The organism is Phytobacter ursingii, assembly GCF_001022135.1.
Lineage (GTDB): Bacteria > Pseudomonadota > Gammaproteobacteria > Enterobacterales > Enterobacteriaceae > Phytobacter > Phytobacter ursingii.
In genome coordinates this window covers 4,983,822-5,008,339 of record NZ_CP011602.1, presented here as the reverse complement: position 1 = coordinate 5,008,339, position 24,518 = coordinate 4,983,822, and the positions used below count along the sequence as shown (strand labels likewise).

Here is a 24,518-nt window from a genome sequence, read left to right as displayed (position 1 = left end):
CTCTGCTAAAACATAACCCATTTTCTGAAATTTGGAACCACAATTTTGAAGGTTATATAACAGGCGGATGACAGTAGGTAAGAAAGCCGCCAGACGGCGGCTTTCATTGTGCTGGGTAATTAGTGGGTCAGCGACTGGTAGAGAATATCCAGTGCTTTACGGAACTGAACTTCCGGGATGGTCAGCGGATAGAGGAAGCGGATCACGTTGCCGTAGACACCACAACTCAACAGCAACAACCCGGCGGCCAGCGCTTTATCCTGTACTTGTTTCGTAAATTCCGCCGACGGCTCCCCGCTTTGCGGATCGTTAAATTCCACGGCGACCATAGAACCCTGAGCGCGAATATCCGCAATGTACGGGCAGTCTGCTTTCGCTTTAGTCAGCACTTCTACCAGATGTTTACCCAGGTGGTTCGCGCGTTCGCACAGATTCTCTTCGTCAATCACATCCATCACGGCATGCGCCGCGGCCACGGCTAATGGGTTGCCGGCATAAGTACCGCCCAAACCGCCCGGTGCCGGTGCGTCCATGACTTCCGCACGCCCCGCTACCGCAGAAAGCGGCAGGCCACCTGCCAGACTCTTCGCCATGGTGATCAAGTCCGGTTTGACGCTGTAATGTTCCACCGCAAAGAGTTTACCGGTGCGCGCAAAGCCAGATTGCACTTCATCGGTAATCAGCAGAATGCCGTGAGTGTCGCAGAGTTTACGCAGCGCCTGCATAAAGTCGTCAGGGGCAATATTGAATCCGCCTTCCCCTTGAACCGGTTCAAGCAGGATAGCCGCAACCTGATCGGGGGCGATATCCGCTTTGAAGATACGATCCAGACTTTTCAGTGCATCGTCAGTGCTTACACCATGGAGCGTATTGGGAAATTGCGCATGGAAAATGGAACCAGGAAACGGGCCAAAGCCGATTTTGTACGGCGCCACTTTACCGGTCAGCGCCATGGTCATATAGGTACGTCCGTGGAAGCCGCCGCCGAAGGTAATCACACCTGGTCGTTTGGTATAGGCGCGGGCAATTTTCACCGCGTTTTCCAGTGCTTCCGCCCCAGTCGAGAAAAAGGCCGTTTTGGCCGGGCCGTCTACCGGCACGCGTTCGTTAATGCGTTCCGCCAGCGAGACATAGCTTTCGTACGGGACAATTTGATAGGCCGTATGGGTAAACGCCTGCAGCTGTTTTTCCACCGCTGCGACGATTTTTGGGTGACGATGCCCGGTATTGAGCACTGCAATCCCGGCGGCGAAATCGATGACTTCGTTGCCTTCCACATCCCAGAGCGTCGCGTTTTCTGCTTTTTCGGCATAGAAGCCGCACATCACGCCAATACCACGCGGTGTCGCCTGTAAACGGCGTTGATGTAATTCGTTATTCTTCACCTTAAACTCCCCCGTCATTGATTCATTTCGCAGCAACCCTCTTTTGCAACAATGACACAAGCGGTCCTATAATCGAGTACCAGTTTTGAATAATTAAGGGATCCAATTTGCGCTCGCTTGTGTGTGATTTACTGCAGTTGCGTCTGGACGAACAAACCGAAGGCAAACTGCATAAGAAATTATATAACGCGATTCGCCTGTCGATCCTCGAGGGGAGTCTGGCCCCGCAAAGCCGCCTGCCGCCGAGCCGTGATTTAGCCGCAGAACTCCGTCTGTCGCGCAATACGGTGTTGACGGTTTACGAGCAGCTTGTGGCGGAAGGTTACGTCGTTTCCCGTGCCGGAAGCGGCACCTTTGTGGCACAGACGGTGCCAGACAGCCTACTTTCAGCGCCTCTGTCGCCTGCCGGACACGGTGCGGGCGATCTTCCCTCTCATCTTTCCTTGCGGGGCCAGGCGCTACTGCAAAAAAGCAGCGCCAGCCCGCGCCAGTGGGGAGCATTTTTGCCCGGTGTGCCCGATGTTAGCGCCTTTCCACACGCCCTGTTTCGTAAAATCCAGACCCGTATCAGCCGCAAGCCCCAGGCCAGCCAACTCTCTTACAGCAATGCCGGCGGTAGTCAGGCATTGCAACAGGCGCTGGTGGAATATCTGCGCGTCACCCGCTCCGTGCGCTGTAGCGCCGGGCAAATCCTGATAACCGAGGGTATTCACCAGGCCATCGACCTGGTGTCGCGCATGCTGTGTAATCCCGGCGATAGTGCATGGATTGAAGAACCAGCCTACTGGGGTATTCGTAACGTTTTGGCGATGAACGGTGTCGAACTGCAGGCAATTGACGTCGATCTTGCCGGCATGCAACCGCCGGATACCGGCTACACACCCCCCAGGCTAATTTTTGTAACCCCTTCTCATCAGTATCCGCTGGGCTGCGTAATGAGCCTGGAGCGGCGCCAGCGCTTGTTGGCACTCGCCCGGCAGACGGGAAGCTGGATTGTTGAGGATGATTACGACAGTGAATTTCGCTTTTCCGGCCAGCCGATCCCCGCGTTACAAGGGCTGGTTGATGACGCACCGGTTATCTACACCGGGACATTCAGCAAAACGCTCTACCCCGGTCTGCGTCTGGGTTATCTGGTGTTGCCACGGCCATTAATGCATTCGCTAAAAACAGCGCATGCAGAGCTGTATCGCGGCGGCCGATTGCTGGACCAGGAGGCGCTGGCACAGTTTATTACCGAGGGACATTACACCGCACATATCCGCCGGATGCGTCTGCTCTATGCCCGCCGCCGCGCCCGACTGGCGGGCCTGATTATCGATGCGCTGGGCAAAGAGGCGCTAAGCGAATATAACGACAATGCCGGGTTACACCTGGTGCTTTCACTGCCTGCTGAATGTGATGACGTGGCGCTTGCCAGGCGCGCGAATGAGCGGGGGGTCCTGGTGCGAGCATTGTCACGGTATTACTCCGGCGACAAGCCGTTGAAGGGACTGCTGATGGGGTTTGCCGCCATGGAGGAAGAGGAGATGGACGCGGCGTTTAAGGTCTTGCTGGCCTGTCTGCCCCCGGATGCGGCGTCGCCTTATCCGGGCTACCCAGTACCAGCCCTGAAAACAGAAAACTGAACGCCAGAAAACAAAAAGCCGGGTAGCTCTCGCTGACCCGGCCCATTATTTAACGTACAGAATTACGCTTCGATCGCGGCACGCAGTTTCTTCATCGCGTTCTTTTCCAGCTGACGCACACGCTCAGCGGAAACACCGTAACGATCTGCCAGTTCCTGCAGCGTTGTTTTGTTCTCTTCATCCAGCCAGCGAGCACGAATGATCGCCTGACTACGCTCGTCGAGACCTTGCATCGCATCCGTCAGCTTATTGGCGGCCTGCTCTTCCCAGTTATCATCTTCAATGCCATCGGCAAAGTTCGACGATTTGTCCTGCAGATAGAGCACCGGCGCCATCGGCTGGCTATCCGAAGATTCATCATCTGGCGACATATCGAAAGTCATGTCCTGCGCCGCCATACGTGATTCCATTTCACGCACGTCTTTGCTGGTCACGCCCAGTTCCCGGGCCACCATTTCCACTTCGTCCTGGTTAAACCAGCCCAGACGCTGCTTGGTTTTACGCAGGTTAAAGAACAACTTACGCTGTGCTTTGGTGGTCGCGACTTTCACAATACGCCAGTTACGCAGCACGTACTCATGAATCTCAGCTTTAATCCAGTGCACGGCGAAAGAGACGAGGCGCACACCCACTTCGGGGTTGAAGCGACGTACGGCTTTCATCAGGCCGATATTGCCTTCCTGGATCAGATCCGCCTGCGGCAGACCATAGCCCGAATAGTTACGAGCAATATGAACAACAAAGCGCAGGTGTGACAGGATCAGCTTCTTAGCTGCTTCCAGATCGCCCTGGTAATGCAGCTTTTCAGCCAGTGCCCTTTCTTCATCAGCCGTCAACATCGGCCATGCGTTAGCGGCCCGGATATAAGATTCCAGGTTACCAACAGGGGCTAAAGCTAAAGTTTGCATTTCTTTGGTCATTCAAATCCTCTCAAATTACATTCGACTGGCGGCGGTCTGTCCCCATCAGGCAACACACATGCCAGCGTTAATGAGCAACGAGAATATCATCCACTCTTGTATCAGACAGTGATTTTATCCACAAGTTCCAGGCTGAATTGTGAATAAATTAGGCACAAAATGTGACATAAGAATGAAAAACCGCGGCAAAGGAAAGGAGATATACGCTATACGCTTTCCCTGCGACGGGAATACTGCATTGCAGGGAAAGAGTATATCAGACTTTTTTTACTGCGGAGTAAAGTGACGTAAATGTTGCACAGTTGCAAGCCAGGCAGCAACCCAGCCAATCATTGAGCACACCAGCAACAGTAGCAGGCATTCATCAAAGGACAGGCCGTTCAGATCGAACTTCGTGCCGAAGACCTGCGCCACTTCGCTCACCGCAGAGGAGAGCCGCAGCACCAGAATCTCAGAAAGAATCAGTGATAAAAATGCGCCACTAAAACCCAATAGCGCCCCGCCATACAGGAAAGGACGCAGAATAAAACCGTCCGTTGCGCCAATTAATTTTTGTACGTTAATCGTGTCACGGCGGGCAAAAATGCTCAGACGGACGCTGTTGCCGATAACGAGGAACACCGCCGCTACCATCAGCACGCCAATCATTGCCGACACCCGACCAACCAGCCCGGTTAGTGCCGCAAGACGGGCAAACCAGCTGTCGTCCATCCGCACTTCATCAATACCGTGCAGTTTCGAAATACGATCGCGCAGGGTTTTCAGCGATTCCGTGCTCTGGAAATCGAGTTTAGGAATCACCACCGCCACCGCAGGCAGCGGGTTCTCTTCAAGCATATCCAGCGCACCGCCAAAACCAGACCAGTTGCGGAATTCGCCGAGCGCATCCTCACGAGAAAGGTAGTTTACCTTTTCTACACCCTGCTCAGCCTGGAGCTGACCAACCACCTGCGCCGCTGCGTCATCATCCAGCGCCTTATCGAAATAGACCGTGATTTGCGGGGACGGATAATACTGCGACGCCGCCTGGTTCACGTTTTTGTACACCATATAACAGACGCTCGGCAGCGTCAGGGAGATGGCAATCACCATTACCGTCAGGAAGGTGGCAAAAGGTTTACTTTTCAGGTCCTGAAGCGCGCCCTGGAAGGCATAACGCACCTGTTCGTTAAAGACGTTGGTCTTACGCGAACTGACTTTCGGCGCACCTTTACCACGTCGTGGTGCGCTACGGCCTGCATCACCGGCACCGCCCGCCGATTTACGAAAACGGTCCAGCTTGCTGCCGAATTGCCGCATTTGATTCAATGCATCACGCTTATTCACCCGCCAGGCCTCCATGCAAATGGCCATCGCTTAAAGTCAGCATGCGGTACGAACGCCGGGAAATCAGCCCCAGATCGTGCGTCGCCATTAACACAGTGACCCCAACACGATTGAACTCCTCAAACAGACGTAAAATCCCTTCTGAAAGGGCATCGTCCAGGTTACCGGTCGGTTCGTCTGCCAGCAGCACCGCAGGTTTGTTCACTACCGCGCGGGCAATACCCACGCGCTGTTGTTCACCGCCGGAAAGCTGAATTGGAAAGCTCTTCGCTTTGTCGAGCAGACCTACCTTATCCAGCGCTGCGGAAACGCGGCGACGGATGTCATCACCGCTGGCCCCGGCAATGATCAACGGAATAGCCACGTTGTCATAGACCGTCCTGTCCATCAGCAAATGGTGATCCTGGAAAATCATACCGATCTGCCGACGCAGAAACGGCACTTCACGGTTTTTCAGGCGCGTAATATCGTGCCCGCCAAACACAATTTTCCCGGCGCTTGGCCGCTCAATGCCACAGATAAGCTTGAGCAGGGTACTTTTCCCTGCGCCGGAGTGGCCGGTCAGAAAGGCCATCTCGCCCGGTTGCAGATGGAATGTCACCCCCTGCAACGCTTGTCTCCCACCGAGATAGGCTTTGCTGACGTGTTCAAAGCGAATCATTGTTAATCCTCTCGGGCAAAAAGTGCCTCTATAAAATCGCCCGCGCTAAACGGACGTAGATCCTCAATACGTTCGCCGACCCCGATGTAGCGGATAGGAATGCCAAACTGATCCGCTACCGAGAAAATCACACCGCCCTTCGCCGTACCGTCCAGCTTGGTGAGGGTGATACCCGTCAGGCCAACGGCTTCATGGAACAGTTTGGCCTGGCTTACTGCATTCTGCCCGGTGCTCGCATCAATGGTCAGCATCACTTCATGCGGTGCGTCTTCGTCCAGCTTTTTCATCACGCGGACGATTTTTTTCAACTCTTCCATCAGGTGCGCTTTATTCTGCAAGCGCCCGGCAGTATCGGCGATGAGCACATCCACATGACGTGCTTTCGCGGCCTGGATGGCATCGAAAATCACCGAGGCGGAATCGGCCCCCGTATGCTGGGCGATAACCGGAATATTGTTACGCTGCCCCCACACCTGCAACTGCTCGACAGCCGCGGCACGGAACGTATCCCCGGCGGCCAACATCACCGACTTGCCCTGTTGTTCAAACTGACGCGCCAGTTTACCAATGGTGGTCGTTTTACCGACTCCGTTGACGCCAACCATCAGAATAACAAACGGTGTTTTGCCTTCAACATTCAGCGGTTCATCAACTTTGGCAAGGATGTCACCCATCTCTTCTTTGAGCAAACCATACAGTGCCTCGGCATCACGCAGCTGTTTGCGCGACGCGCCTTCCGTCAGACTCGTAATGATTTTACGCGTGGTTTCCACCCCGACGTCGGCAATCAGTAACTGCTCTTCCAGTTCTTCGAAGAGATCATCGTCGATTTTTTTACCTCGGAACAGACTGATAAATCCGGAACCGAGATTCTCTTTTGTTTTCAGCAGGCTGCGTTTGAGTCGCGCAAAGAAACCTTCTTTAGTCGGTTTCTCTTGTTCAATAACGGCCTCTTCAACAGCCTCCTGGGCTGGCTCTTCGACTTCGTCAACCGGTACCACCACCAGCGCTTCTTCAGCCGCGTCCGCAGCCAGCGCCTGGGCTTCCAGCTCTTCATCGCTTATCGCCGCGTCTTCGTCGACAGGCTCCTGCTCCGGCTGCCACTCTTCCGCAGCACCTTCCGGTTCGTTCACCTCTTCCGGCAGCGGCAGCTCTTCACGCGCCACAACCTCAGGCTTCAGTTCCTCTTCTACTGGCTGCGGCTTTTCGCTTTCAACCAGCTTTTCAGTAACCTCAATGACCTCTTCTGCAAAGGTTTCGCTCTCTTCCTGGGTATGCGGCGACTGCGTTTCAGTTGCCTGCTCCGCTTCTTTTTCTTTTACCTGATCTTTTTGCCCAAAGCCCAGCCAGGAAAAAAAGCCACGTTTCTTCTCATCTGCCATTTGCGACTACACTCCTCGCGGTTTATTCATGGCGCAGCCCGTACTGGCGCAACAGGGCTGAAAATTAGGGTTAATTAGAGAGATAGTCTATCACTTTCCTTAACTCGCATCACCGCCTGCGGATTAAGGTTTCGCGCCGCGTCGGGCATCGTTAGAATAGCAGGCCGAAATGATGAGCTAAGCGATGACCATGAAGAAACCCAATCGGGCCACCACCGGCCAGATACGTATTATTGGTGGGCAATGGCGGGGACGCAAACTCCCGGTGCCGGACAGCCCTGGCTTGCGCCCGACAACTGACCGTGTGCGCGAAACCCTATTTAACTGGCTGGCGCCGTCCATGGTCGACGCGCGTTGTCTCGACTGCTTCGCCGGAAGCGGCGCGCTGGGCTTAGAAGCCTTGTCGCGCTACGCCGCCAGTGCCACGCTACTCGAAATGGAACGCGGCGTCGCACAGCAGTTGCAGCAAAACCTGGCAACATTGAAAGCCGCCAACGGTAAAGTGGTCACCGGGAACACGCTGGCATATCTCGCCCAAAGCGGTACCCCGCACAATATTGTGTTTGTCGACCCGCCGTTTCGCAAAGGGATGCTCGAAGAGACATTAACCCTGCTGGAAAACAACGGCTGGCTGGCCAATGGCGCGCTAATCTATGTTGAAAGCGAAGTTGAAAATGGCCTGCCGCCGGTCCCTGCAAGCTGGAGTTTGCACCGGGAGAAAGTCGCGGGACAGGTCGCCTACCGCTTATATCAGCGTGAATCACAAGGAGAGGAAAATGAACATACTGATTAATCTGGGACGGCTGTTAATGCTTTTTGTCTGGGCTTTTTTGCTGCTGAACCTGTTTTCCCCGTTTCCTAAGCCGCTGAATATTTTCGTCAACGTGGCGCTGTTTTTCACTATCTTTATGCACGCTATACAGGCGACGATGATGAAAAAAACGCTGCCGAAAGACGGCCCGCAAATGACGCGGCTTGAAGAATTTCGCATCTTTGTCTTTGGCGTTTTTGAGCTGCTTATCTGGCTGAAAAAACTGAAAGCAAAAAAATAAAAGGCACCTTTTTAAGATTCCCCTGTCTTCCGTAACATTGTCATTCATCTGCTACGACCACTAAACTCATAAGTAGAGCCGTGGGCATGGTGCTCGCGATACAATAACGGATTCAGGGACTTAATATGCTTTGGTCATTTATTGCTGTCTGTTTTTCCGCCTGGCTGTATGTGGACGCTTCCTACCGTGGGCCAGTCTGGCAACGTTGGGTATTCAAACCTGTCACGCTGCTGCTGTTACTGTTACTGGCCTGGCAAGCCCCCATGTTTGATGCCATCAGCTACCTTGTACTCGCAGGTTTGTGCGCCTCGCTGATTGGCGATGCGCTAACCTTACTGCCGCGCCAGCAACTGCTCTACGCCATTGGCGCCTTCTTCCTTGCCCACCTGCTTTACACAATCTATTTCGCCACGCAGATGTCGCTCTCCTTCTTCTGGCCGCTGCCGGTTGTGCTACTGGTTGTTGGCGCCGTATTGATTGCGGTGATTTGGTCGCGTCTGGAAGAGCTGCGTTTACCCGTTTGCACATTTATAGCCATGACGCTGGTGATGGTCTGGCTGGCTGGTGAGCTGTGGTTCTTCCGTCCCACCAGTCCGGCGCTCTCTGCGTTTGTTGGCGCGGCGTTGCTGCTGATAAGCAACGTTGTCTGGCTGGGTAGCCATTACCGCCGCCGCTTCCGCGCCGATAACGCGATTTCCGCGGCCTGCTACTTTGCCGGGCACTTCCTGATCGTGCGTTCGCTGTACATTTAAAACGCTTGACTCTGGAGTCGACTCCAGAGTGTATCCTCCGGTTAATGAGAAAATTATCATTCACCGGAGGATGCAATGACACCCCTCGACAATAAAAATCCCCCGCAGTTTGCGGCCATGAAACTTCGCCCGTTACCCGAGAAAACGGCGCCTTGTACGTGCGACGCCCCCTGTGAAACTGCCGCCGCGCCCCTCGAAAATATCAATGGTGAACGTTACAGCTGGCGGGTAACAGGGATGGACTGCGCAGCCTGCGCCCGCAAGGTGGAAAATGCCGTTCGCCAGATAGCCGGGGTCAATCAGGTTCAGGTCGCCTTTGCTACCGAAAAACTCACTGTCATTGCCGATAACGATATCCGCAAACAGGTGGAAAACGCTGTTCAACAGGCCGGGTACGCCGTGCAGGATGAAAACGCGCCCAAAGCGTCTGCACCATCGCGCTGGCAGGAAAATATGCCACTTCTGATCCTGATTGTGCTGATGGCAATCAGTTGGCTGCTGGAGCAGTTTAACCATCCGCTGGGCCAGACGGCCTTTATCGTGACCACCCTGGTGGGGCTCTATCCCATTGCGCGCCAGGCACTGCGCCTGATGCGTAGCGGTAGCTGGTTTGCTATCGAAACGCTGATGAGCGTTGCCGCCATCGGCGCACTGTTTATCGGTGCGACGGCAGAAGCCGCCATGGTGCTACTGCTGTTCCTGGTGGGCGAACGGCTTGAAGGCTGGGCAGCCAGCCGCGCCAGAAAAGGGGTGAGCGCACTGATGGCGCTGAAACCGGACACCGCCACGCGCATCCGCGAGGGCGAGCGGCAGAGCGTTAGCGCACAGGACTTACGCCCCGGCGATGTTATCGAGGTCCCGGCAGGCGGGCGCTTACCGGCGGATGGCAAACTTTTGACGCCGTTCGCCAGCTTTGATGAGAGCGCACTGACTGGCGAATCTCTGCCCGTCGAACACAGCAACGGCGACAGCATTCCTGCAGGCGCAACCAGCGTTGACCGTCTGGTAACGCTGGAGGTGGTGTCCCGCCCCGGCGAAAGCGCGATTGACCGTATCCTCAAGCTGATAGAAGAAGCCGAGGAGCGCCGCGCGCCCATTGAACGCTTTATCGACCGCTTTAGCCGCATTTACACGCCGGTGATTATGGTTATCGCCCTGCTGGTCGCCGTGTTGCCGCCGTTGCTGTTCTCGGCAAACTGGCTGGCGTGGATCTACAAGGGGCTGACATTGCTGCTGATTGGTTGCCCGTGCGCACTGGTTATCTCAACACCAGCCGCCATTACGTCAGGCCTGGCCGCGGCGGCACGTCGTGGCGCGCTGATTAAAGGCGGCGCGGCGCTGGAACAACTTGGCCGCGTTCAGCAGGTGGCGTTTGATAAAACCGGCACGCTGACCATCGGTAAACCGCAGGTTGTCGGCGTGTATCCACTGGCCGGGAGTAACGAGGAGTCCCTGCTGGCATTGAGCGCTGCCGTAGAGCAGGGTTCGACCCATCCGCTGGCGCAGGCTATTGTGCAGGAAGCCCTGACGCGCAAACTGGTACCGCCTCAGGCTACCGGGCAGCGCACGCTGACGGGTAAAGGTATTGAAGCGCGGGTTGAGGGTCAGTACATCCGCCTGAGCGCACCGGATAAGCTGCCGTCAGAGGTACTGGATGCCGCGCTGCTGGCCGATATCAATGCCCGCGAAAGTCAGGGGGAAACGGTGATCGTCGCCCTGCGTGATGGCGTCGCGATTGGCTCTCTGTCACTGCGCGATACCCTGCGAGAGGATGCGCGGGAAGCCATCGCCGCACTGCGTAATCTGGGCGTGGAGGGCGTGATGTTAACGGGCGATAACCCGCGCGCCGCTGCCGCGATTGCCGGAGAGTTACAGATGGACTTCCGCGCCGGGCTATTACCCGAAGATAAAGTGAGCGCAGTTACCTTGCTGAATCAGGATGCGCCGCTGGCGATGATTGGCGATGGCATCAACGATGCCCCGGCGATGAAAGCCGCGACCATTGGCATTGCGATGGGCAGCGGGACGGACGTGGCGCTGGAAACCGCCGATGCGGCATTAACCCATAACCGGCTCGGCGGGCTGGCGCAGATGATTCGCCTTGCCCGCGCCACGCAGGCCAATATCCGGCAGAACATTGCTATCGCGCTGGGGCTGAAGGCCATTTTCCTGGTGACAACATTGCTCGGAATAACCGGCCTGTGGCTGGCGGTACTGGCAGATACCGGCGCGACGGTACTGGTAACCGCCAACGCACTGCGTTTATTACGCAAATAAAAAAACCCCGGATGTCGCTTCGCTAACCCGGGCTACTCTTTTACCGTAGCCCGGGTAAGGCGTCAGCCGCACCCGGGAATTTCTTACTGCATTCCCAGCACCCCAGGTAGCCAGAGAGAAATCGCCGGAATATAGGTCACCATTCCCAGCACAATCAGCAGCATCGCGTAAAACGGCAGCATCGCCTTCACCACCGTTTCAATCTTCTGCTTACTCACCGCACTGGCAACAAACAACACCGATCCGACGGGAGGCGTAATCAATCCGATCCCGAGATTGACCATCATGATCATGCCAAAATGAACCGGATCAATCCCCAGTGCATTCGTCACTGGCAGCAACACCGGCGTCAGGATCAGGATGATCGGCGCCATATCCATCAAGGTACCGATCAGCAACAGCATGATATTGAGGTACATCAGAATGACGTATTTGTTGTCCGATAACGATGTGAAAAATTCGGTGATGCGCATCGGAAGCTGCATATAGGTCATCACGGCGCCAAAGGCGGCCGCAAAGCCGATAAGAATCATCACAATGGTGACCGTCTTCACGGTACGGCACATCAGCTTCGGCAGCTCATTCCATTTGTAATCCCGGTAGATAAACATGGTGACGAAGAAGGCCCACAGGCAGGCGACAGCGGCAGATTCCGTGGCAGTGAAAATCCCGGAGAGAATACCGCCGAGAATAATCACTACCGTCATCAGCCCCCATAGCGCATCAACGAACATTTTGATCGCCTGCTTAAACGGAATCCGCTCCCCTTTCGGGTAACCGCGTTTGTGGGCAAACCCCAGACATAGCACCATCAGGCTCACGCCCAGAAGCAAACCCGGCAGTACGCCCGCGATAAACAGCGTCGCAATGGATACCGTGCCTCCCGCCGCCAGCGAATAAATGACCGAGTTATGGCTGGGCGGGATCAAAATCGCCTGCACCGACCCGCTGGCGGTTACCGCCGCCGCGTATTCGCGCGGATAGCCCTTCTTTTCCATTTCCGGGATCATCACGCTGCCGATGGACGCCGTATCGGCGACCGACGAGCCGGAAATCGCGCCAAAAAAGGTCGAGGCGACGATATTCACCAGCGACAGCCCACCGCGGATAAACCCGACAAACAGATAGGCGAAGTTGACCAGCCGCCGGGCGATTCCCCCTTCTGCCATGATCGCCCCCGCCAGAATAAAAAACGGGATTGCCAGCAGCGTGAATTTGTTCACCCCACTGGTTATCTGGATCATCAACGCCTCCAGCGGAAGATCAATCCACAGCGCGCCGGCAACGGCGCTCAAACCCACCGCAAAAGCAACCGGCATCCCCAGCGCCAGCAAAAGGGCGAGGGTGAACAACAAGACAAATGCATCCATTTTTCACCCCTTACCCATGGTTGCCAATCAGTACGACCGGGCGGTTTTCCTGCGAGCCGAACAACAATCGTTCAAGCACGAACAGGATGAGAATGGCCGATCCTATCGGCAATGGCAGATAACTTTCGCCTGAGGTCAGCAAGGGAAACTCCGCAACAGGTTGTTCCCAAAGCTCTACGCATAGCCAGTAGCTGTACCAGCACATGATCCCCGAGATCAGCAGCATCAGCAGATCAACCACTCTCGCACAGAGGATCTTAAGCGTTTCAGGCAGACGATCCGTGAGCATGTTGACCGCAATATGGGAACCGGCGCGGTATCCCACCGCCGCGCCAATGAACGTAAACGTCACCATGCAGATAATGGCGACAGGCTCCGGCCATGACTCTCCGCGATTCAGTACGTAACGCGAAAAAATGCCGATCGGAATAACAATCGTCATTACCAGTAGCGATATTCCGGCCACCGCCATGGCGAACAGGTACAGGCGATCCATCCACTTTAAGTAGAGTTCTGACATACATTCTCCGCAGAAAAGTGGGGGGTTATTTGACGTCGGCGATAGCTTTCATCAGATCCTGATGCTTGTCGCCATACTGGGCGCGCACCGGCTCTGTCGCTTTGATAAACACCGATTTATCAATGTCATGAAATTGCACGCCGCCTGCTTTCATTTTATCCAGTGCCTGCTGGGTATAGGCTTCCCAGAGTTTGCGCTGTTCGAACTGGGCTTCACGCGCCAGGGTAAGGATTTTTTTCTGGTCATCGGCGCTGAGTTTGTCCCATTTCACTTTTGAGTAGAGCAGCATTTCGGGGGTAATAAAGTGGCCGCTGAGGGTATAGTTTTTGGCAACCGGCATATAGTTATGGGCGATAAACGTCGGCGGGTTATTTTCCGCGCCATCAATCACGCCGGTTTGCATGCCGCTATAGACCTCACTCACCCCCATCGCCACCGAATTAGCGCCCATCTGTTTCAACGTTGCCAGTGCGACGGGACTGCCCTGGACGCGAATTTTCATTCCGTTCAAATCCTCAGGCTTCACCACTGGTTTTTTGGTGATGAGATTGCGCGTACCGGAGTCCATCCAGCCCAGAAATACCAGCCGGGATTTGGGGTTGGCCGTCAGCTTATCGCCAATCTGTTTACCGATATCGCCATCGATAACCTTATGCATATGGTCTTCATCACGAAATACGTATGGCAGGGTGAACACTTCAATATCCGGGAGAATGGCGGCGACGGGTGCCATCGAGACGCGAATCATATCGATGGCGCCCATTTGCGCCTGCTCGATCATCTGTTTTTCATCGCCCAGGACGCCGCCAGGAAAAACTTTAATTTCCAGCTTGCCGTCTGTTTGTTGTTTGAGTTTTTCACCCATGTTCTGCACAGCAACAATATTGGGGTAGCCTTCCGGATGCACATCAGCAGCTTTGATCGTCTGCGCATTAACAGCGGATACAGAAAACAGTGACACGGTGGACAGGCACAACGCGGCCAGCAACGGCTTGAAAGTCGTTTTCATCGGGTCTTCTCCAGGGTAGTGAAAGGTAAATGTTAAAACAATGTTTTATTTTTACGCTTAAAACCTAGACTACCGCTGGAAAAGGGAGGGTGAAGCGCCTCACAAAAAGCGCTAAAAAATGAAACAACGGTTTAGAATGGTGGCAAAGATCGCAAACGGCGTAAAAACGCGGCCTGTTAGGGAGAGTTATTGTCCTTTACGCACCAGATAGCGATACGGCAGCGATTGCGTCTCATGGGCCACCAGTTCGTGTTCCATAAAACGGCAGAAACCCGGAATGTCACGGGTGGTCGCCGGATCGTCGGCAATCACCAGCAGGGTTTCACCCGGCTGCATGTTGCGTACGGTTTTGCGCACCATCATCACCGGCTCAGGGCAACGCAGGCCCAGCGCGTCAAGGGTATGATCGGCGGTAGTAAAGAGGTCGCTCATTTTCGTCTCACACGGGAAAAAACGGCATTAGTTTACGCTGCCCATTTTTTGACGCAAGCCAGGTTAACGATTGCGTTAAAAATAACCATTGCATCGCCGGAGTGTTGCAGTATCATTCTGCGGCTTTGCACAGTATCAACACGCGTTATTGGCGCAGCCAGTTTGATTGAGACCCGCGCACAGGCAACGCCACCTACACGGCTTACGTGAGGGTGACGCGCGCTGAACAAGGTCAAAACGGCAGATAAAATAACGCGTTACATATTTATTGGGTTCCCTCACCCCAAACACTAAAAAGGTCACAATATGACGCAGTTTTCACAAACTCAGCGCATGAAAGCGCTGTTCTGGTTATCCCTTTTTCACCTTCTGGTGATCACTTCCAGTAACTACCTGGTGCAGCTACCGGTCAGCATTTTCGGTTTCCATACCACCTGGGGCGCATTCAGTTTCCCGTTTATTTTCCTCGCGACGGATTTAACCGTGCGTATTTTTGGCGCGCCACTGGCACGGCGGATTATATTCGCGGTGATGATCCCGGCACTGGTTATCTCCTACGGCATCTCTTCACTGTTTTATATGGGAAGCTGGCAGGGCTTCGAAGCGCTGACCCATTTCAACCTGTTCGTCGCCCGTATCGCCACCGCGAGTTTTATGGCCTACGCGCTGGGGCAGATCCTCGACGTGCATGTCTTTAACCGTCTGCGTCAGAACAAACGCTGGTGGATGGCTCCTGCGGCCTCCACGGTGTTCGGTAATGCCAGCGATACCCTCGCCTTTTTCTTCATCGCCTTCTGGCACAGCCCGGACCCGTTTATGGCCGAGCACTGGATGGAAATCGCGCTGGTGGATTACGCCTTCAAGGTCATTATCAGTATCGCCTTCTTCCTGCCCATGTACGGTGTGTTGTTGAATATGCTGTTGAAAAGGCTGGCAGACAAATCCGAAATCTCAGCGTTACAGGCCAGTTAAGAGTACGCGATGACAGTTGTGGTAAGATGGCCCGCATGAGCCGTTATGGCTGTTTATCGAAAGGAAGAAGTCAATGCGCAATCTGGTTAAATATGTCGGTATTGGCCTGCTGGTAATGGGTCTGGCAGCCTGCGACAACAGCGACAGCAAGAAAACGCCCGCACAGGGGGCTTCCGCAGAAAGCAACGCGACCGGGCAGCCGGTGACGCTGCTCGATGGCAAACTCAGCTTCTCGCTGCCCGCAGACATGACCGATCAAAGCGGCAAACTGGGTACGCAATCTAATAATATGCACGTTTACTCTGACTCAACCGGTCAGAAAGCGGTCATTGTGATTGTGGGCGACGACACCCAGGAAGGGCTGGATACGCTGGCAAAACGCCTGGAAGACCAGCAGCGCAACCGCGACCCGCAGTTGCAGGTGGTGACCAACAAATCTATCGAGCTGAAAGGCCAGAAAATGCAGCAGCTCGACAGCATCATCTCCGCCAAAGGTCAAACGGCCTGGTCTACCGTGGTGCTGGGTAAAGTGGATAACAAACTGCTGACCTTGCAGGTAACGCTGCCGGCGGATAACCAGCAGCAGGCGCAGACTGCCGCGGAAAACATTGTTAACACCCTGGTCATCAAGTAATCAGGAAGCGGCCTCCAGTGGAGGCCGTTTTTTTAGCCGCCACGTCAGCAATAACGCCCCCGCCACCAGCACCGCCGTCAGCAGATACACCATCGATACCCCCGACCATGCCATTAACAGCCCGGCAAGCGGCCCGGTTATCCCGAGCGACATATCCATAAATACCGTATACGTGCCCAGTGCCGCGCCCTGATTATGCTGTGGCACCGCTTTGACCGCCACCACGCCCAGCGCCGGGAAGACCAGCGAGAAACCCGCTCCGGTCAGGAATACCCCGATTTTCGCCACCAGCGGGGCATCGGCGATACCGACCAGAATCAGGCCGACGACTTCCACCGCCAGACTTATCATCGCCACATTCAGCCCTCCCAGACGGTTAATGCTGTTCGGGAACACCAGCCGTGAGCCGACAAATGCCAGGCTAAACAGTGTCAGGGCGAAGGCGGCACCATCCCAGCCTTTAGCGTCATAAAAGAAGGTGATAAAGGTGGCAATAACGCCAAACCCGGCCGTACCCAGCGCCAGTCCCATCCCATAAACCCAGACATACCCGAGCACCGCCCGGAACGGCAGTGGTTTACCTTTGCTGGCTTTCACTGCCGCACGCGGCAACGCGCAGGCAATCGCGACAAACGCCACCGCCATAATGAACCCGCCCAGGCCGCTCAGTCCCGCGTAATGATAGCAAATCACGCCAAGCGGCGCCCCCAGCGCCATTGCGCCATAGGTCGCGATACCGTTCCAGGAAATAACACGGGCGATATGCATTGAACCGACTACCCCGACGCCCCAGAGCATTGACCCGGTCCCGGCAAAACTTTGCCCGATACCGAGAATGACGCGCCCTACACAGAGCAGCACCAGGCTCACCAGCGGCGAGCCGCTTTGCAGATCCGCCAGCAGATACCCCAGTCCACAAATGAATGCACCGCAGAGGCCAAACACCACCACTTTTTTCGGGCCGAGCATATCGGCGTAACGTCCGGCATGTGGACGACTGACCAGGGTGGCGAAGTATTGCAGGCTAATAACCAGCCCAGCCCAGAAGGCGCTGTAACCCAGCGTTTCATGGACATAGCCGGGCAACACCGCCAGCGGCAAACCTATTGTGAGATAACTTGCGAAGTTGAAGATAACGACGGAGAGAATCCGCAGATTAAGACGTAATCCGCTTAGCGCCGGTTCAGCGGCTTGTTCGGGCATGGAGGGTCACCAGATTTTCACAACGATGTTTCACTATTACCACGTCATGGCCTGGAAATCAGTATGCAGATTAAGAATATCTGCCTCGGGCGAAGCGTCCGCCAGTGGCTACACTTATCGGGCGGTATAGAAAAAGGAATTGCCCATGACACAGCCCCAACCCGATCGTGCGGGTTTACATATTCTTCTCAAACTGGCCTCACTGGTCATTATTCTGGCCGGTATTCATGCCGCTGCCGATATCATTGTTCAACTGTTACTGGCGCTCTTTTTCGCCATTGTGCTCAATCCGCTGGTGACCTGGTTTCTTCGCCGGGGCGTGAAACGGCCTGTCGCCATCGCCATTGTGGTACTGGTGATGCTTGTCTTCCTGACCGCGCTGATTGGCGTGCTGGCAGCCTCGGTGAATGAGTTCATGACGATGCTGCCGAAATACAATCGGGAGTTCACGCGTAAATTCCTCCAGCTTCAGGACGCGCTCCCTTTCCTGCATCTGCATGTCTCACCTGAACGCATGCTGCAACGCATGGATTCCGAGCGGGTAATGAGCTTTGCCACCACGATGATGACGCAACTGTCTAACGCGATGGCGAGCATCGTTTTACTGGTCATGACCATGGTATTCATGCTCTTCGAAGTGCGTCACGTGCCGTATAAAATGCGCTTCGCCCTGAATAACCCACAAATTCATATCGCCGGTTTGCACCGCGCGCTTAAGGGCGTCTCTCACTATCTGGCGCTAAAAACACTGCTCAGTCTGTGGACGGGCGTGATCGTCTGGGCGGGGCTGGCCATTATGGACATCCAGTTTGCGCTGATGTGGGGAGTGCTGGCGTTTCTGCTTAATTACGTGCCGAATATCGGCTCAGTGCTTTCGGCAATCCCGCCGATGGTTCAGGCTTTGCTCTTTAACGGCCCGTACGAGTGGCTGCTGGTCGGCGCGCTGTTTCTCATCGTGCATATGATTATCGGCAACATTCTGGAGCCACGAATGATGGGTCACAGGCTCGGTATGTCAACACTGGTGGTCTTTCTTTCGTTACTGATTTGGGGCTGGTTACTCGGTCCGGTGGGGATGCTGCTCTCTGTGCCGCTTACCAGCGTATGTAAAATATGGATGGAAACCACCACTGGCGGAAGCAAACTGGCCATTATGCTTGGCCCAGGCAGGCCGAAAAACCGCCTGCCCGGCTAGCCTGTGTTAGCGCAGGTTGTTCGGAAAATCCGCCGGAAGTTCACTGGCTGCGCAGGCGATGACGCTGTCATTGTCTGCGCCACAGTCACGCACAAAGGTGATAGTCGCAAACTCATCAATCACTTCGGTCGGATAGGCCGGGCCAGCCGCACGATAGGATTCCATCAGCGGAATATGATCGTTCTGGAAACAGACGGTTTTTTCCGGATTGTTGATCACCCAACGCGGGAAGAAGATCGTGCCATGAAACAGGCGATCGCCGAGGTTTACAATCAAACTCACGTCAGTGCCAGTCGGCTCAGTCCAGGAAATTTTATAGATGCTTTCGCCAACACGCACAATGTAAGCCTGCTGGTTTTTCACCCAACGGTTCGCCACGATTCCGCTATGAATGCGATAGTCCAGCGTCGTCTCATTTTTGACATAAATCTCGTAGTTCCAGCCATTATCGTAGGTATAAACCAGATGTTTACCGACAAAACCACTCAGATCATGTTTATCAAAGCTGCTCATCATTGTTCTCCTCTTAATCGATAAGAAGATCATACCGCTTCAAAAAATGAATGAATAACGCTATGTTTGAATTAAATTCATTCATTTTTTAGATAAGTCATGCATAAAACCACGCTGGAACAATGGTCGCTGCTGCAAAAGGTCGTCGAGCTGGGCAGTTTTGCGAAAGCCGCCGAAGAGACTCACCGTAGCCAGTCATCCGTCAGCTATAACCTGGCGCTATTACAGGAGCGGCTGGGGGTGGCGTTGCTGATACAGGAAGGCCGCCGTGCGGTACTTACCCCTTCCGGCGAACTGCTGCTTAATCAGGTTAAACCGCTGCTGAAAGCGTTCGATTACGTTGAAACCCGGGCGGTCACACTGCGCAACGGGCAACGTACCCGGCTTGACCTGGTCGTCGACAGCATCTTTCCCCGCTCACGGCTGTTTGCCATTTTGCGCCAGTTTCAGCAGCGCTATCCGCAAACGCAGGTGCATCTGACCGAAGTGCTCGAAAACGCCTCTGTGGAGCGCCCCGCCCACGCCGAAGCCGACGTGCTGGTGCTGACCCGGCGCCAGGACATGACCGGGCGCGGTGAATGGCTGATGAATATTGATTTTGTCGCGGTCGCCCACCGGGATCATCCCCTTTGCGCCGAAAGCACGATTACCGAGGATATCCTCGCCGCCTGGCCACTGATCCGCATTGCTGACCGTGAAAATCGCCTTCCCCAGGAGAGCGGCGAGTCATGGACTTTTTCTACCATCGATGCCGCAGTAGAAGCCGTGCAATATCAGGTAGGCTACGGCTGGCTGCCGGAGGAGCGTATCGGGCCACTGCTTGCCAGCGGCGTGCTGAAAATCCTGCCCTTAAGCCACGGTTCGCGCCGCGCCACGCCGCTGCATCTGATCGTCAAAAAAGACTTGATGCCGCTGGATGAGCAGGTAGAAACGCTGCTGCAGTTGTTTAAGGGGCAGTAGATGGGCATGGACGGTTCCCTCTCCATGAGGGAGAGGGTTAGGGTGAGGGGGAATATACAACGGGTGTAGCACGTTCCGTTCACCGTCAGTTCATCACTTCTCTGAGGTCATTCTGCACGTGAACGTGCTAAGGAGGCTCTCCGCCGCCTCCTTAGCAATCCAGGCTCCCGGCTAAGAAAATCGCCGCTAACGCGGTCCATTCGTCTTATGTCGCCTGGCTATCGGGTCGGGGACCAGCCTGCATCCTTGCAGGCTATCCCCTCCGCCCGCCTCCCTGCGGGCGGTCCCGGCCAGCCGTCAACGCCTCATCGATTTTCCGCCGGACCAGAAAACATCGCTGGAAGTCACTGCGTTTCAGATAAATGGTTTTGCTTTTAATAGAGGGGTCAGGAATGGCGAAGGTGAGCCACCCTGGCACGTTCACGGGTTCTGTCGCTATAGAAAAGCAAAGAACATAAGGTGAACGGAATGACCACCAGAGCCGCATTTTCCCCCTCACCCAAGCTCTCTCTCAGGGAGAGGGAACCTACCGTGTTCGCATTTTTTGTGGAGAACTCCCCTATGAGGGGAACACCGATCCCAGGCCGTATACATCCTTCATCCCAACAATAAAGGGGTATTTCTCCGACAGGCGTTTACATTCACCAACGTTATATAATTTAATATATATCGATTTCCCTTCCCCCTTAGAGCGATAACCATGACCCATAATCTAAAACGTATTATGTTGGGTGCCGTGCTGGCCTGCGCCTCACTTTTCACCCTCCCTTCCGCGATGGCAGATCGCACTGTTACCGACCAGCTTGGACGACACGTCACCTTACCTGACCACGTCACCCGCGCGGTGGTTTTACAACACCAGACGCTGAACCTGCTGGTGCAACTCAACGCCGCTGACGATGTGGTGGGCGTGCTGAGCAGCTGGAAAAAACAGCTCGGTCCGGAGTTCGCGCGTTTTATGCCGGGCATTGAAAAGCTGGCCACGCCGGGCGATCTAACGCAGGTGAATATGGAAAGCCTGCTGGCCCTGCATCCGCAGGTGGTGTTTATCGCCAACTACGCCTCGGCGGAGATGATCCAACAGATTGAAAATGCTGGTGTTCCGGTTGTCGCGGTCTCCCTGCGTGAAGACGCGGCTGGCGAGAAAAACAAAATGAACCCCACGATGGCAGATGAAGAGACGGCCTACAACAACGGCCTGAAACAGGGTATTCGCCTGATAGGCGAGGTGGTTGACCGCAAAGCACAGGCGGAAGATCTCATCAGATACACCTTCGATGCCCGGGCAAAATTCAACGCACCGGTCGCTAACATTCCGGCGGATCAACGCGTGCGCGTCTATATGGCAAACCCGGATCTCAACACCTACGGTTCAGGAAAATACACCGGCCTGATGATGGAACACGCTGGCGCAATGAACGTCGCTGCCGCCACCGTTAAAGGGGCAAAACAGGTTTCACTGGAACAGGTGTTGCAGTGGGATCCGCAGGTGATTTTTGTTCAGGATCGCTACCCGGAAGTGGTCAAAGCGATCCTGACCGATCCGAACTGGCAGCAAATTGACGCTGTGAAAAACCATCGCGTCTGGCTGATGCCGGAATACGCCAAAGCCTGGGGCTACCCGATGCCGGAAGCGCTGGCCATTGGCGAACTGTGGATGGCGAAAAAACTCTACCCGGAACAGTACAACAACATCGACGTAGAGGCGCAGGCACAGGCTTACTACAAACGTTTTTATCGGACTGACTGGAAGCCGGATGCCAGACAGTAATCGCTACCGGCTACTGCATGGTGGTCTGATCCTGTTGACGCTAATACTGGCCGTGGGCTCGTTATGCCTCGGTCAGTATCGCCTGAGCGTGAGCAACGTTCTGTCGCAGTTATTGATGCTCGCCACGCCGGATGGCCCGGCCGGGCAGATAGTCTGGTCGGTGCGTTTACCCCGAATTCTGATGGCCCTGCTGACAGGCGGTGCGCTGGGCCTGTGCGGCGCAGTATTACAGGGGGTATTTCAAAATCCGCTGGTCGATCCGCACATTATTGGCGTCACTTCCGGTTCGGCGTTTGGCGGCACGCTGGCTATCCTGCTGGGGTTCAGCCCGATGGTGATGATTGCCTCAACGTTCAGCTTCGGTCTGGCGGCGCTGATGCTGGTCTGGCTGATTGCCGCGCTACAAGGGCGGGAAAACACGCTGGTACTGATCCTCTCCGGAATTATTATGAGCGGCTTTTTTGCCGCCCTGGTCAGCCTGATGCAGTACATGGCCGATACTGAAGAGACGCTGCCCAACATCGTCTTCTGGCTGCTGGGCAGCTTTGCCACCGCCAACTGGCATAAAGTTCTGATGCTGGCGCTCCCCGTCAGCATCGTCTCCCTCGTACTGCTGCGACTGCGCTGGCGCATTAACCTGCTGGCGCTGGAAGAAAAGGACGCGCTGGCCCTTGGTGTCCCGCTCAAAACGTTGCGCCGCAGCGTGCTGGTCTGTTGCGCCCTGTTGGTTTCTTCACAAGTGGCGGTCAGCGGCAGCATTGCCTGGGTTGGGCTGGTGATTCCGCATCTGGCAAGGCTGCTGGTCGGCGCCGATCACCGTCGCCTGCTGCCCGTCGCGTTCTGGGTTGGCGGAAGTTTTATGATTGTGGTGGATGATCTGGCACGCACGCTTACCCAGGCGGAAATCCCCATCGGCATTATCACGGCGCTGCTTGGCGCCCCGGTTTTCGCCGGATTGCTTATTCATAACAGCCGCCGGAGCCGCCAGTGATGCATGCCTCGTTAAGCGTCAATAACCTGCTCTATGGCCATAACCGGCCGTTATTTTCACCACTCAGCTTCTGCTGTCAGCCCGGCGATATCTGGGCGGTGCTGGGGGCCAACGGGCTGGGAAAGAGTACCCTGCTGGACACGCTCACCGGCGTATTGCCGCCGCTGGCAGGCACTTTTTCCATTGAAGGCGGCATCGGGATCGTGCCGCAATCGTTCCGCCCGGCCTTCGCCTGGAATGTGCATGAAGTGGTACTGATGGGCCGCGCACGGCATGTGGCGTTATTTTCCGTGCCATCGCAAGACGATGAAGAACGGGTCGCACAGGCGCTGGCCCAACTCAATATCAGCCATCTGGCGCACACGCCGTTTCGTAATCTCTCCGGCGGGCAGCAGCAACTGGTGATGATTGCCCGGGCGCTGGTGAGTGGCAGTCACAATATTCTGCTTGATGAGCCCTGCTCAGCGCTGGATTTAGCCAACCAGGGGGTGGTGCTGCAACTGATCAGCGATCTGGCCCATCGCCAGGCGCGCAGTGTGATATTCACTACCCACGATCCGACCCATGCTCTCCAGGTCGCCAGCCACACGCTGTTATTACTGCCCAACCAACAGTGGCTGACAGGGGAAACCCACGTGCTGCTCAGCGAAGAAAACTTACAGCGCGCCTACGGGCTGCCGGTGCGCAAACTTGATGTGGACGATTACGGCTGTCCGGTTCTCGCGCCGCTATTTCACATCCGGCGCTAAAAATCCGGCGTTGCGCAAAAACGCCTGCCCTTCTGCGGCAAGCATATACTGCGCCAGCGCCTGGGTTGCCGGGGCGTCATCCAGCAGCGCCAGCTGATAGTCGCAGCGGATATTGCAGACCGCTGGGATCGCCACCACCCGCAAATCCGCCTCTCCGGCCAGCGCCATCGCATAATGACTATAACCAATAAACAGATCTGCCAGCCCCTGGCGAATCAGCCACGCGCTGGCAATCTCTCCAGGCGGAACAGTTAGCGTATCGCGCCCCCCCACCAGTTTGTGCGCCCGTTGTTTCAACGCCTGCCCAAGTCCTGGATGCAGACTTTCAATAGCGTCAAACAGTTGCCAGGTATAATCGCCGGACGGATCGCAGCCCGGCGTCGAGGTACCCAGCTTAAGCGCCGGATTAGACAACAAGGTGAGCCAGTCATCCTCCTCGGTCTGCGCCGTGCGGCGGGCCGTCAGGTTCAGTTGGTTACAGGCGAAGAGATGTGTCTCACGGGCGCGTCCAGCGGCCAGCAGCGCCTGTGGGTGCGCCGTGTTGGCGGAAGCGAACAACGAGCAGGGCTCCCCGGCTTCAATCCGTTCACGCAATAACCCGGCCGGACCAAAATGTGCCTCAACCACCCACCCCTGTTCAGCGCTAAAACGCTCAAACAAGGGCACAAGTGCCCGTTTCAGGCTACCTGCCGCCAGCACCGTTAAAGATGACATAGCTTTTTCCGCATCATGAGAAAGACGCTATGCTACCCACCGCCGCCTTCCGCTGACCAGTTCGATGTGATCGTTTTTCTATTTCCACACGCTTCTTATGCC

General features: G+C 55.4%; 24 protein-coding genes. 12 read left to right on the top strand and 12 right to left on the bottom strand.

The window, feature by feature from the left end; all coding sequences use genetic code 11:
* Window positions 1-119: 119 nt before the first annotated feature.
* Window positions 120-1,385 carry a 4-aminobutyrate--2-oxoglutarate transaminase gene (locus tag AB182_RS27115; protein WP_047373460.1) on the bottom strand — a complete coding sequence of 422 codons (1,266 nt, stop codon included), beginning with the start codon at window positions 1,383-1,385 and terminating at the stop codon, window positions 120-122.
* Between the two features lie 107 nt (window positions 1,386-1,492).
* Between AB182_RS27115 and pdxR the strand changes: the two genes are divergently transcribed.
* The gene (gene pdxR, locus AB182_RS27110; protein ID WP_047372778.1) at window positions 1,493-3,013 is read left to right on the top strand and encodes a MocR-like pyridoxine biosynthesis transcription factor PdxR; all 1,521 of its coding nucleotides are present in this window, start codon (window positions 1,493-1,495) and stop codon (window positions 3,011-3,013) included.
* Between the two features lie 62 nt (window positions 3,014-3,075).
* On the opposite strand, the gene rpoH is transcribed toward pdxR, so the two are convergent.
* From rpoH to ftsY, 4 genes are all read right to left on the bottom strand, one after another.
* Window positions 3,076-3,933, bottom strand: a complete 858-nt coding sequence (rpoH, locus tag AB182_RS27105) for an RNA polymerase sigma factor RpoH (protein WP_041851334.1) — start codon at window positions 3,931-3,933, stop codon at window positions 3,076-3,078.
* A 267-nt stretch (window positions 3,934-4,200) separates the two neighbouring features.
* Window positions 4,201-5,259: a permease-like cell division protein FtsX gene (gene ftsX, locus AB182_RS27100; protein WP_047372777.1), complete on the bottom strand. Its 1,059-nt coding sequence runs from the start codon at window positions 5,257-5,259 to the stop codon at window positions 4,201-4,203.
* Window positions 5,252-5,920: a cell division ATP-binding protein FtsE gene (ftsE, locus tag AB182_RS27095; protein ID WP_041851332.1), complete on the bottom strand. Its 669-nt coding sequence runs from the start codon at window positions 5,918-5,920 to the stop codon at window positions 5,252-5,254. The genes ftsX and ftsE overlap by 8 nt, the downstream gene beginning before the upstream one ends.
* A gap of 2 nt (window positions 5,921-5,922) precedes the next feature.
* The gene (gene ftsY / locus AB182_RS27090) at window positions 5,923-7,302 is read right to left on the bottom strand and encodes a signal recognition particle-docking protein FtsY (RefSeq protein WP_047372776.1); all 1,380 of its coding nucleotides are present in this window, start codon (window positions 7,300-7,302) and stop codon (window positions 5,923-5,925) included.
* 190 nt (window positions 7,303-7,492) lie between these two features.
* Between ftsY and rsmD the strand changes: the two genes are divergently transcribed.
* The 4 genes from rsmD (at window position 7,493) to zntA (ending at window position 11,383) form a co-directional block, all read left to right on the top strand.
* Window positions 7,493-8,095, top strand: a complete 603-nt coding sequence (gene rsmD / locus AB182_RS27085) for a 16S rRNA (guanine(966)-N(2))-methyltransferase (protein WP_047373459.1) — start codon at window positions 7,493-7,495, stop codon at window positions 8,093-8,095.
* A complete protein-coding gene (locus AB182_RS27080; protein WP_223883642.1) occupies window positions 8,085-8,354 on the top strand; it encodes a DUF1145 family protein in 270 nt (89 codons plus the stop codon). Before rsmD ends, AB182_RS27080 begins: the two co-directional genes overlap by 11 nt.
* Before the next feature lie 125 nt (window positions 8,355-8,479).
* On the top strand, window positions 8,480-9,106 hold the full coding sequence (locus AB182_RS27075; protein ID WP_047372774.1) for a lysoplasmalogenase: 627 nt from the start codon (window positions 8,480-8,482) through the stop codon (window positions 9,104-9,106).
* A gap of 75 nt (window positions 9,107-9,181) precedes the next feature.
* The gene (gene zntA / locus AB182_RS27070) at window positions 9,182-11,383 is read left to right on the top strand and encodes a Zn(II)/Cd(II)/Pb(II) translocating P-type ATPase ZntA (protein ID WP_047372773.1); all 2,202 of its coding nucleotides are present in this window, start codon (window positions 9,182-9,184) and stop codon (window positions 11,381-11,383) included.
* A gap of 83 nt (window positions 11,384-11,466) precedes the next feature.
* Here the strand turns inward: zntA and AB182_RS27065 are convergent, their stop codons facing one another.
* The 4 genes from AB182_RS27065 to tusA all read right to left on the bottom strand — a co-directional run bounded on the left by AB182_RS27065 (window position 11,467) and on the right by tusA (window position 14,714).
* On the bottom strand, window positions 11,467-12,753 hold the full coding sequence (locus tag AB182_RS27065) for a TRAP transporter large permease (RefSeq protein WP_047372772.1): 1,287 nt from the start codon (window positions 12,751-12,753) through the stop codon (window positions 11,467-11,469).
* A 10-nt stretch (window positions 12,754-12,763) separates the two neighbouring features.
* Window positions 12,764-13,273 (bottom strand): TRAP transporter small permease, encoded by a 510-nt coding sequence (locus AB182_RS27060; RefSeq protein WP_047372771.1) that lies wholly within the window; start codon window positions 13,271-13,273, stop codon window positions 12,764-12,766.
* A gap of 25 nt (window positions 13,274-13,298) precedes the next feature.
* Window positions 13,299-14,282 carry a TRAP transporter substrate-binding protein gene (locus AB182_RS27055; protein WP_047372770.1) on the bottom strand — a complete coding sequence of 328 codons (984 nt, stop codon included), beginning with the start codon at window positions 14,280-14,282 and terminating at the stop codon, window positions 13,299-13,301.
* A gap of 186 nt (window positions 14,283-14,468) precedes the next feature.
* Window positions 14,469-14,714, bottom strand: a complete 246-nt coding sequence (tusA, locus tag AB182_RS27050; RefSeq protein WP_047372769.1) for a sulfurtransferase TusA — start codon at window positions 14,712-14,714, stop codon at window positions 14,469-14,471.
* Window positions 14,715-15,020: 306 nt separating this feature from the next.
* Between tusA and AB182_RS27045 the strand changes: the two genes are divergently transcribed.
* Both AB182_RS27045 and AB182_RS27040 read left to right on the top strand, forming a co-directional pair.
* A complete protein-coding gene (locus AB182_RS27045) occupies window positions 15,021-15,686 on the top strand; it encodes a 7-cyano-7-deazaguanine/7-aminomethyl-7-deazaguanine transporter (RefSeq protein ID WP_047372768.1) in 666 nt (221 codons plus the stop codon).
* 73 nt (window positions 15,687-15,759) lie between these two features.
* Window positions 15,760-16,320, top strand: coding sequence for a DcrB family lipoprotein (locus AB182_RS27040; protein ID WP_041851322.1), 561 nt, complete (start codon window positions 15,760-15,762; stop codon window positions 16,318-16,320).
* On the opposite strand, the gene AB182_RS27035 is transcribed toward AB182_RS27040, so the two are convergent.
* A complete protein-coding gene (locus tag AB182_RS27035; RefSeq protein WP_047372767.1) occupies window positions 16,321-17,523 on the bottom strand; it encodes an MFS transporter in 1,203 nt (400 codons plus the stop codon).
* Between the two features lie 145 nt (window positions 17,524-17,668).
* On the opposite strand from AB182_RS27035, the gene AB182_RS27030 reads away from it, so the two are divergent.
* On the top strand, window positions 17,669-18,718 hold the full coding sequence (locus AB182_RS27030; protein ID WP_047372766.1) for an AI-2E family transporter: 1,050 nt from the start codon (window positions 17,669-17,671) through the stop codon (window positions 18,716-18,718).
* 6 nt (window positions 18,719-18,724) lie between these two features.
* Here AB182_RS27030 and AB182_RS27025 read toward each other — a convergent pair whose 3' ends face one another.
* A complete protein-coding gene (locus AB182_RS27025) occupies window positions 18,725-19,231 on the bottom strand; it encodes a phenolic acid decarboxylase (RefSeq protein WP_041851319.1) in 507 nt (168 codons plus the stop codon).
* Between the two features lie 99 nt (window positions 19,232-19,330).
* Between AB182_RS27025 and AB182_RS27020 the strand changes: the two genes are divergently transcribed.
* The 4 genes from AB182_RS27020 (at window position 19,331) to AB182_RS27005 (ending at window position 23,702) form a co-directional block, all read left to right on the top strand.
* Window positions 19,331-20,191, top strand: a complete 861-nt coding sequence (locus AB182_RS27020; protein WP_047372765.1) for a LysR family transcriptional regulator — start codon at window positions 19,331-19,333, stop codon at window positions 20,189-20,191.
* Between the two features lie 724 nt (window positions 20,192-20,915).
* Window positions 20,916-21,962, top strand: a complete 1,047-nt coding sequence (locus AB182_RS27015) for an ABC transporter substrate-binding protein (protein WP_047373458.1) — start codon at window positions 20,916-20,918, stop codon at window positions 21,960-21,962.
* Window positions 21,949-22,953, top strand: coding sequence for a FecCD family ABC transporter permease (locus tag AB182_RS27010; RefSeq protein ID WP_047372764.1), 1,005 nt, complete (start codon window positions 21,949-21,951; stop codon window positions 22,951-22,953). Before AB182_RS27015 ends, AB182_RS27010 begins: the two co-directional genes overlap by 14 nt.
* The gene (locus AB182_RS27005) at window positions 22,953-23,702 is read left to right on the top strand and encodes an ABC transporter ATP-binding protein (protein ID WP_047372763.1); all 750 of its coding nucleotides are present in this window, start codon (window positions 22,953-22,955) and stop codon (window positions 23,700-23,702) included. Before AB182_RS27010 ends, AB182_RS27005 begins: the two co-directional genes overlap by 1 nt.
* Here the strand turns inward: AB182_RS27005 and AB182_RS27000 are convergent.
* A complete protein-coding gene (locus tag AB182_RS27000) occupies window positions 23,682-24,416 on the bottom strand; it encodes a substrate-binding domain-containing protein (protein WP_047372762.1) in 735 nt (244 codons plus the stop codon). The two genes, AB182_RS27005 and AB182_RS27000, sit on opposite strands and share 21 nt — an antisense overlap.
* Between the last annotated feature and the right edge of the window lie 102 nt (window positions 24,417-24,518).

Excerpts from the sequence above, each read along its gene's own strand:
- zntA (WP_047372773.1), top strand. The coding sequence starts at position 9,182 with ATGACACCCCTCGACAATAAAAATCCCCCGCAGTTTGCGGCCATGAAA.
- ftsE (WP_041851332.1), bottom strand. The coding sequence starts at position 5,920 with ATGATTCGCTTTGAACACGTCAGCAAAGCCTATCTCGGTGGGAGACAA.
- AB182_RS27005 (WP_047372763.1), top strand. The coding sequence starts at position 22,953 with ATGCATGCCTCGTTAAGCGTCAATAACCTGCTCTATGGCCATAACCGG.
- AB182_RS27020 (WP_047372765.1), top strand. The coding sequence starts at position 19,331 with ATGCATAAAACCACGCTGGAACAATGGTCGCTGCTGCAAAAGGTCGTC.
- AB182_RS27015 (WP_047373458.1), top strand. The coding sequence starts at position 20,916 with ATGTTGGGTGCCGTGCTGGCCTGCGCCTCACTTTTCACCCTCCCTTCC.
- AB182_RS27060 (WP_047372771.1), bottom strand. The coding sequence starts at position 13,273 with ATGTCAGAACTCTACTTAAAGTGGATGGATCGCCTGTACCTGTTCGCC.
- ftsY (WP_047372776.1), bottom strand. The coding sequence starts at position 7,302 with ATGGCAGATGAGAAGAAACGTGGCTTTTTTTCCTGGCTGGGCTTTGGG.
- rsmD (WP_047373459.1), top strand. The coding sequence starts at position 7,493 with ATGAAGAAACCCAATCGGGCCACCACCGGCCAGATACGTATTATTGGT.
- AB182_RS27010 (WP_047372764.1), top strand. The coding sequence starts at position 21,949 with ATGCCAGACAGTAATCGCTACCGGCTACTGCATGGTGGTCTGATCCTG.
- AB182_RS27055 (WP_047372770.1), bottom strand. The coding sequence starts at position 14,282 with ATGAAAACGACTTTCAAGCCGTTGCTGGCCGCGTTGTGCCTGTCCACC.
- AB182_RS27065 (WP_047372772.1), bottom strand. The coding sequence starts at position 12,753 with ATGGATGCATTTGTCTTGTTGTTCACCCTCGCCCTTTTGCTGGCGCTG.
- AB182_RS27025 (WP_041851319.1), bottom strand. The coding sequence starts at position 19,231 with ATGAGCAGCTTTGATAAACATGATCTGAGTGGTTTTGTCGGTAAACAT.
- AB182_RS27000 (WP_047372762.1), bottom strand. The coding sequence starts at position 24,416 with ATGTCATCTTTAACGGTGCTGGCGGCAGGTAGCCTGAAACGGGCACTT.
- AB182_RS27075 (WP_047372774.1), top strand. The coding sequence starts at position 8,480 with ATGCTTTGGTCATTTATTGCTGTCTGTTTTTCCGCCTGGCTGTATGTG.
- rpoH (WP_041851334.1), bottom strand. The coding sequence starts at position 3,933 with ATGACCAAAGAAATGCAAACTTTAGCTTTAGCCCCTGTTGGTAACCTG.
- AB182_RS27040 (WP_041851322.1), top strand. The coding sequence starts at position 15,760 with ATGCGCAATCTGGTTAAATATGTCGGTATTGGCCTGCTGGTAATGGGT.
- AB182_RS27045 (WP_047372768.1), top strand. The coding sequence starts at position 15,021 with ATGACGCAGTTTTCACAAACTCAGCGCATGAAAGCGCTGTTCTGGTTA.
- AB182_RS27035 (WP_047372767.1), bottom strand. The coding sequence starts at position 17,523 with ATGCCCGAACAAGCCGCTGAACCGGCGCTAAGCGGATTACGTCTTAAT.
- AB182_RS27030 (WP_047372766.1), top strand. The coding sequence starts at position 17,669 with ATGACACAGCCCCAACCCGATCGTGCGGGTTTACATATTCTTCTCAAA.
- tusA (WP_047372769.1), bottom strand. The coding sequence starts at position 14,714 with ATGAGCGACCTCTTTACTACCGCCGATCATACCCTTGACGCGCTGGGC.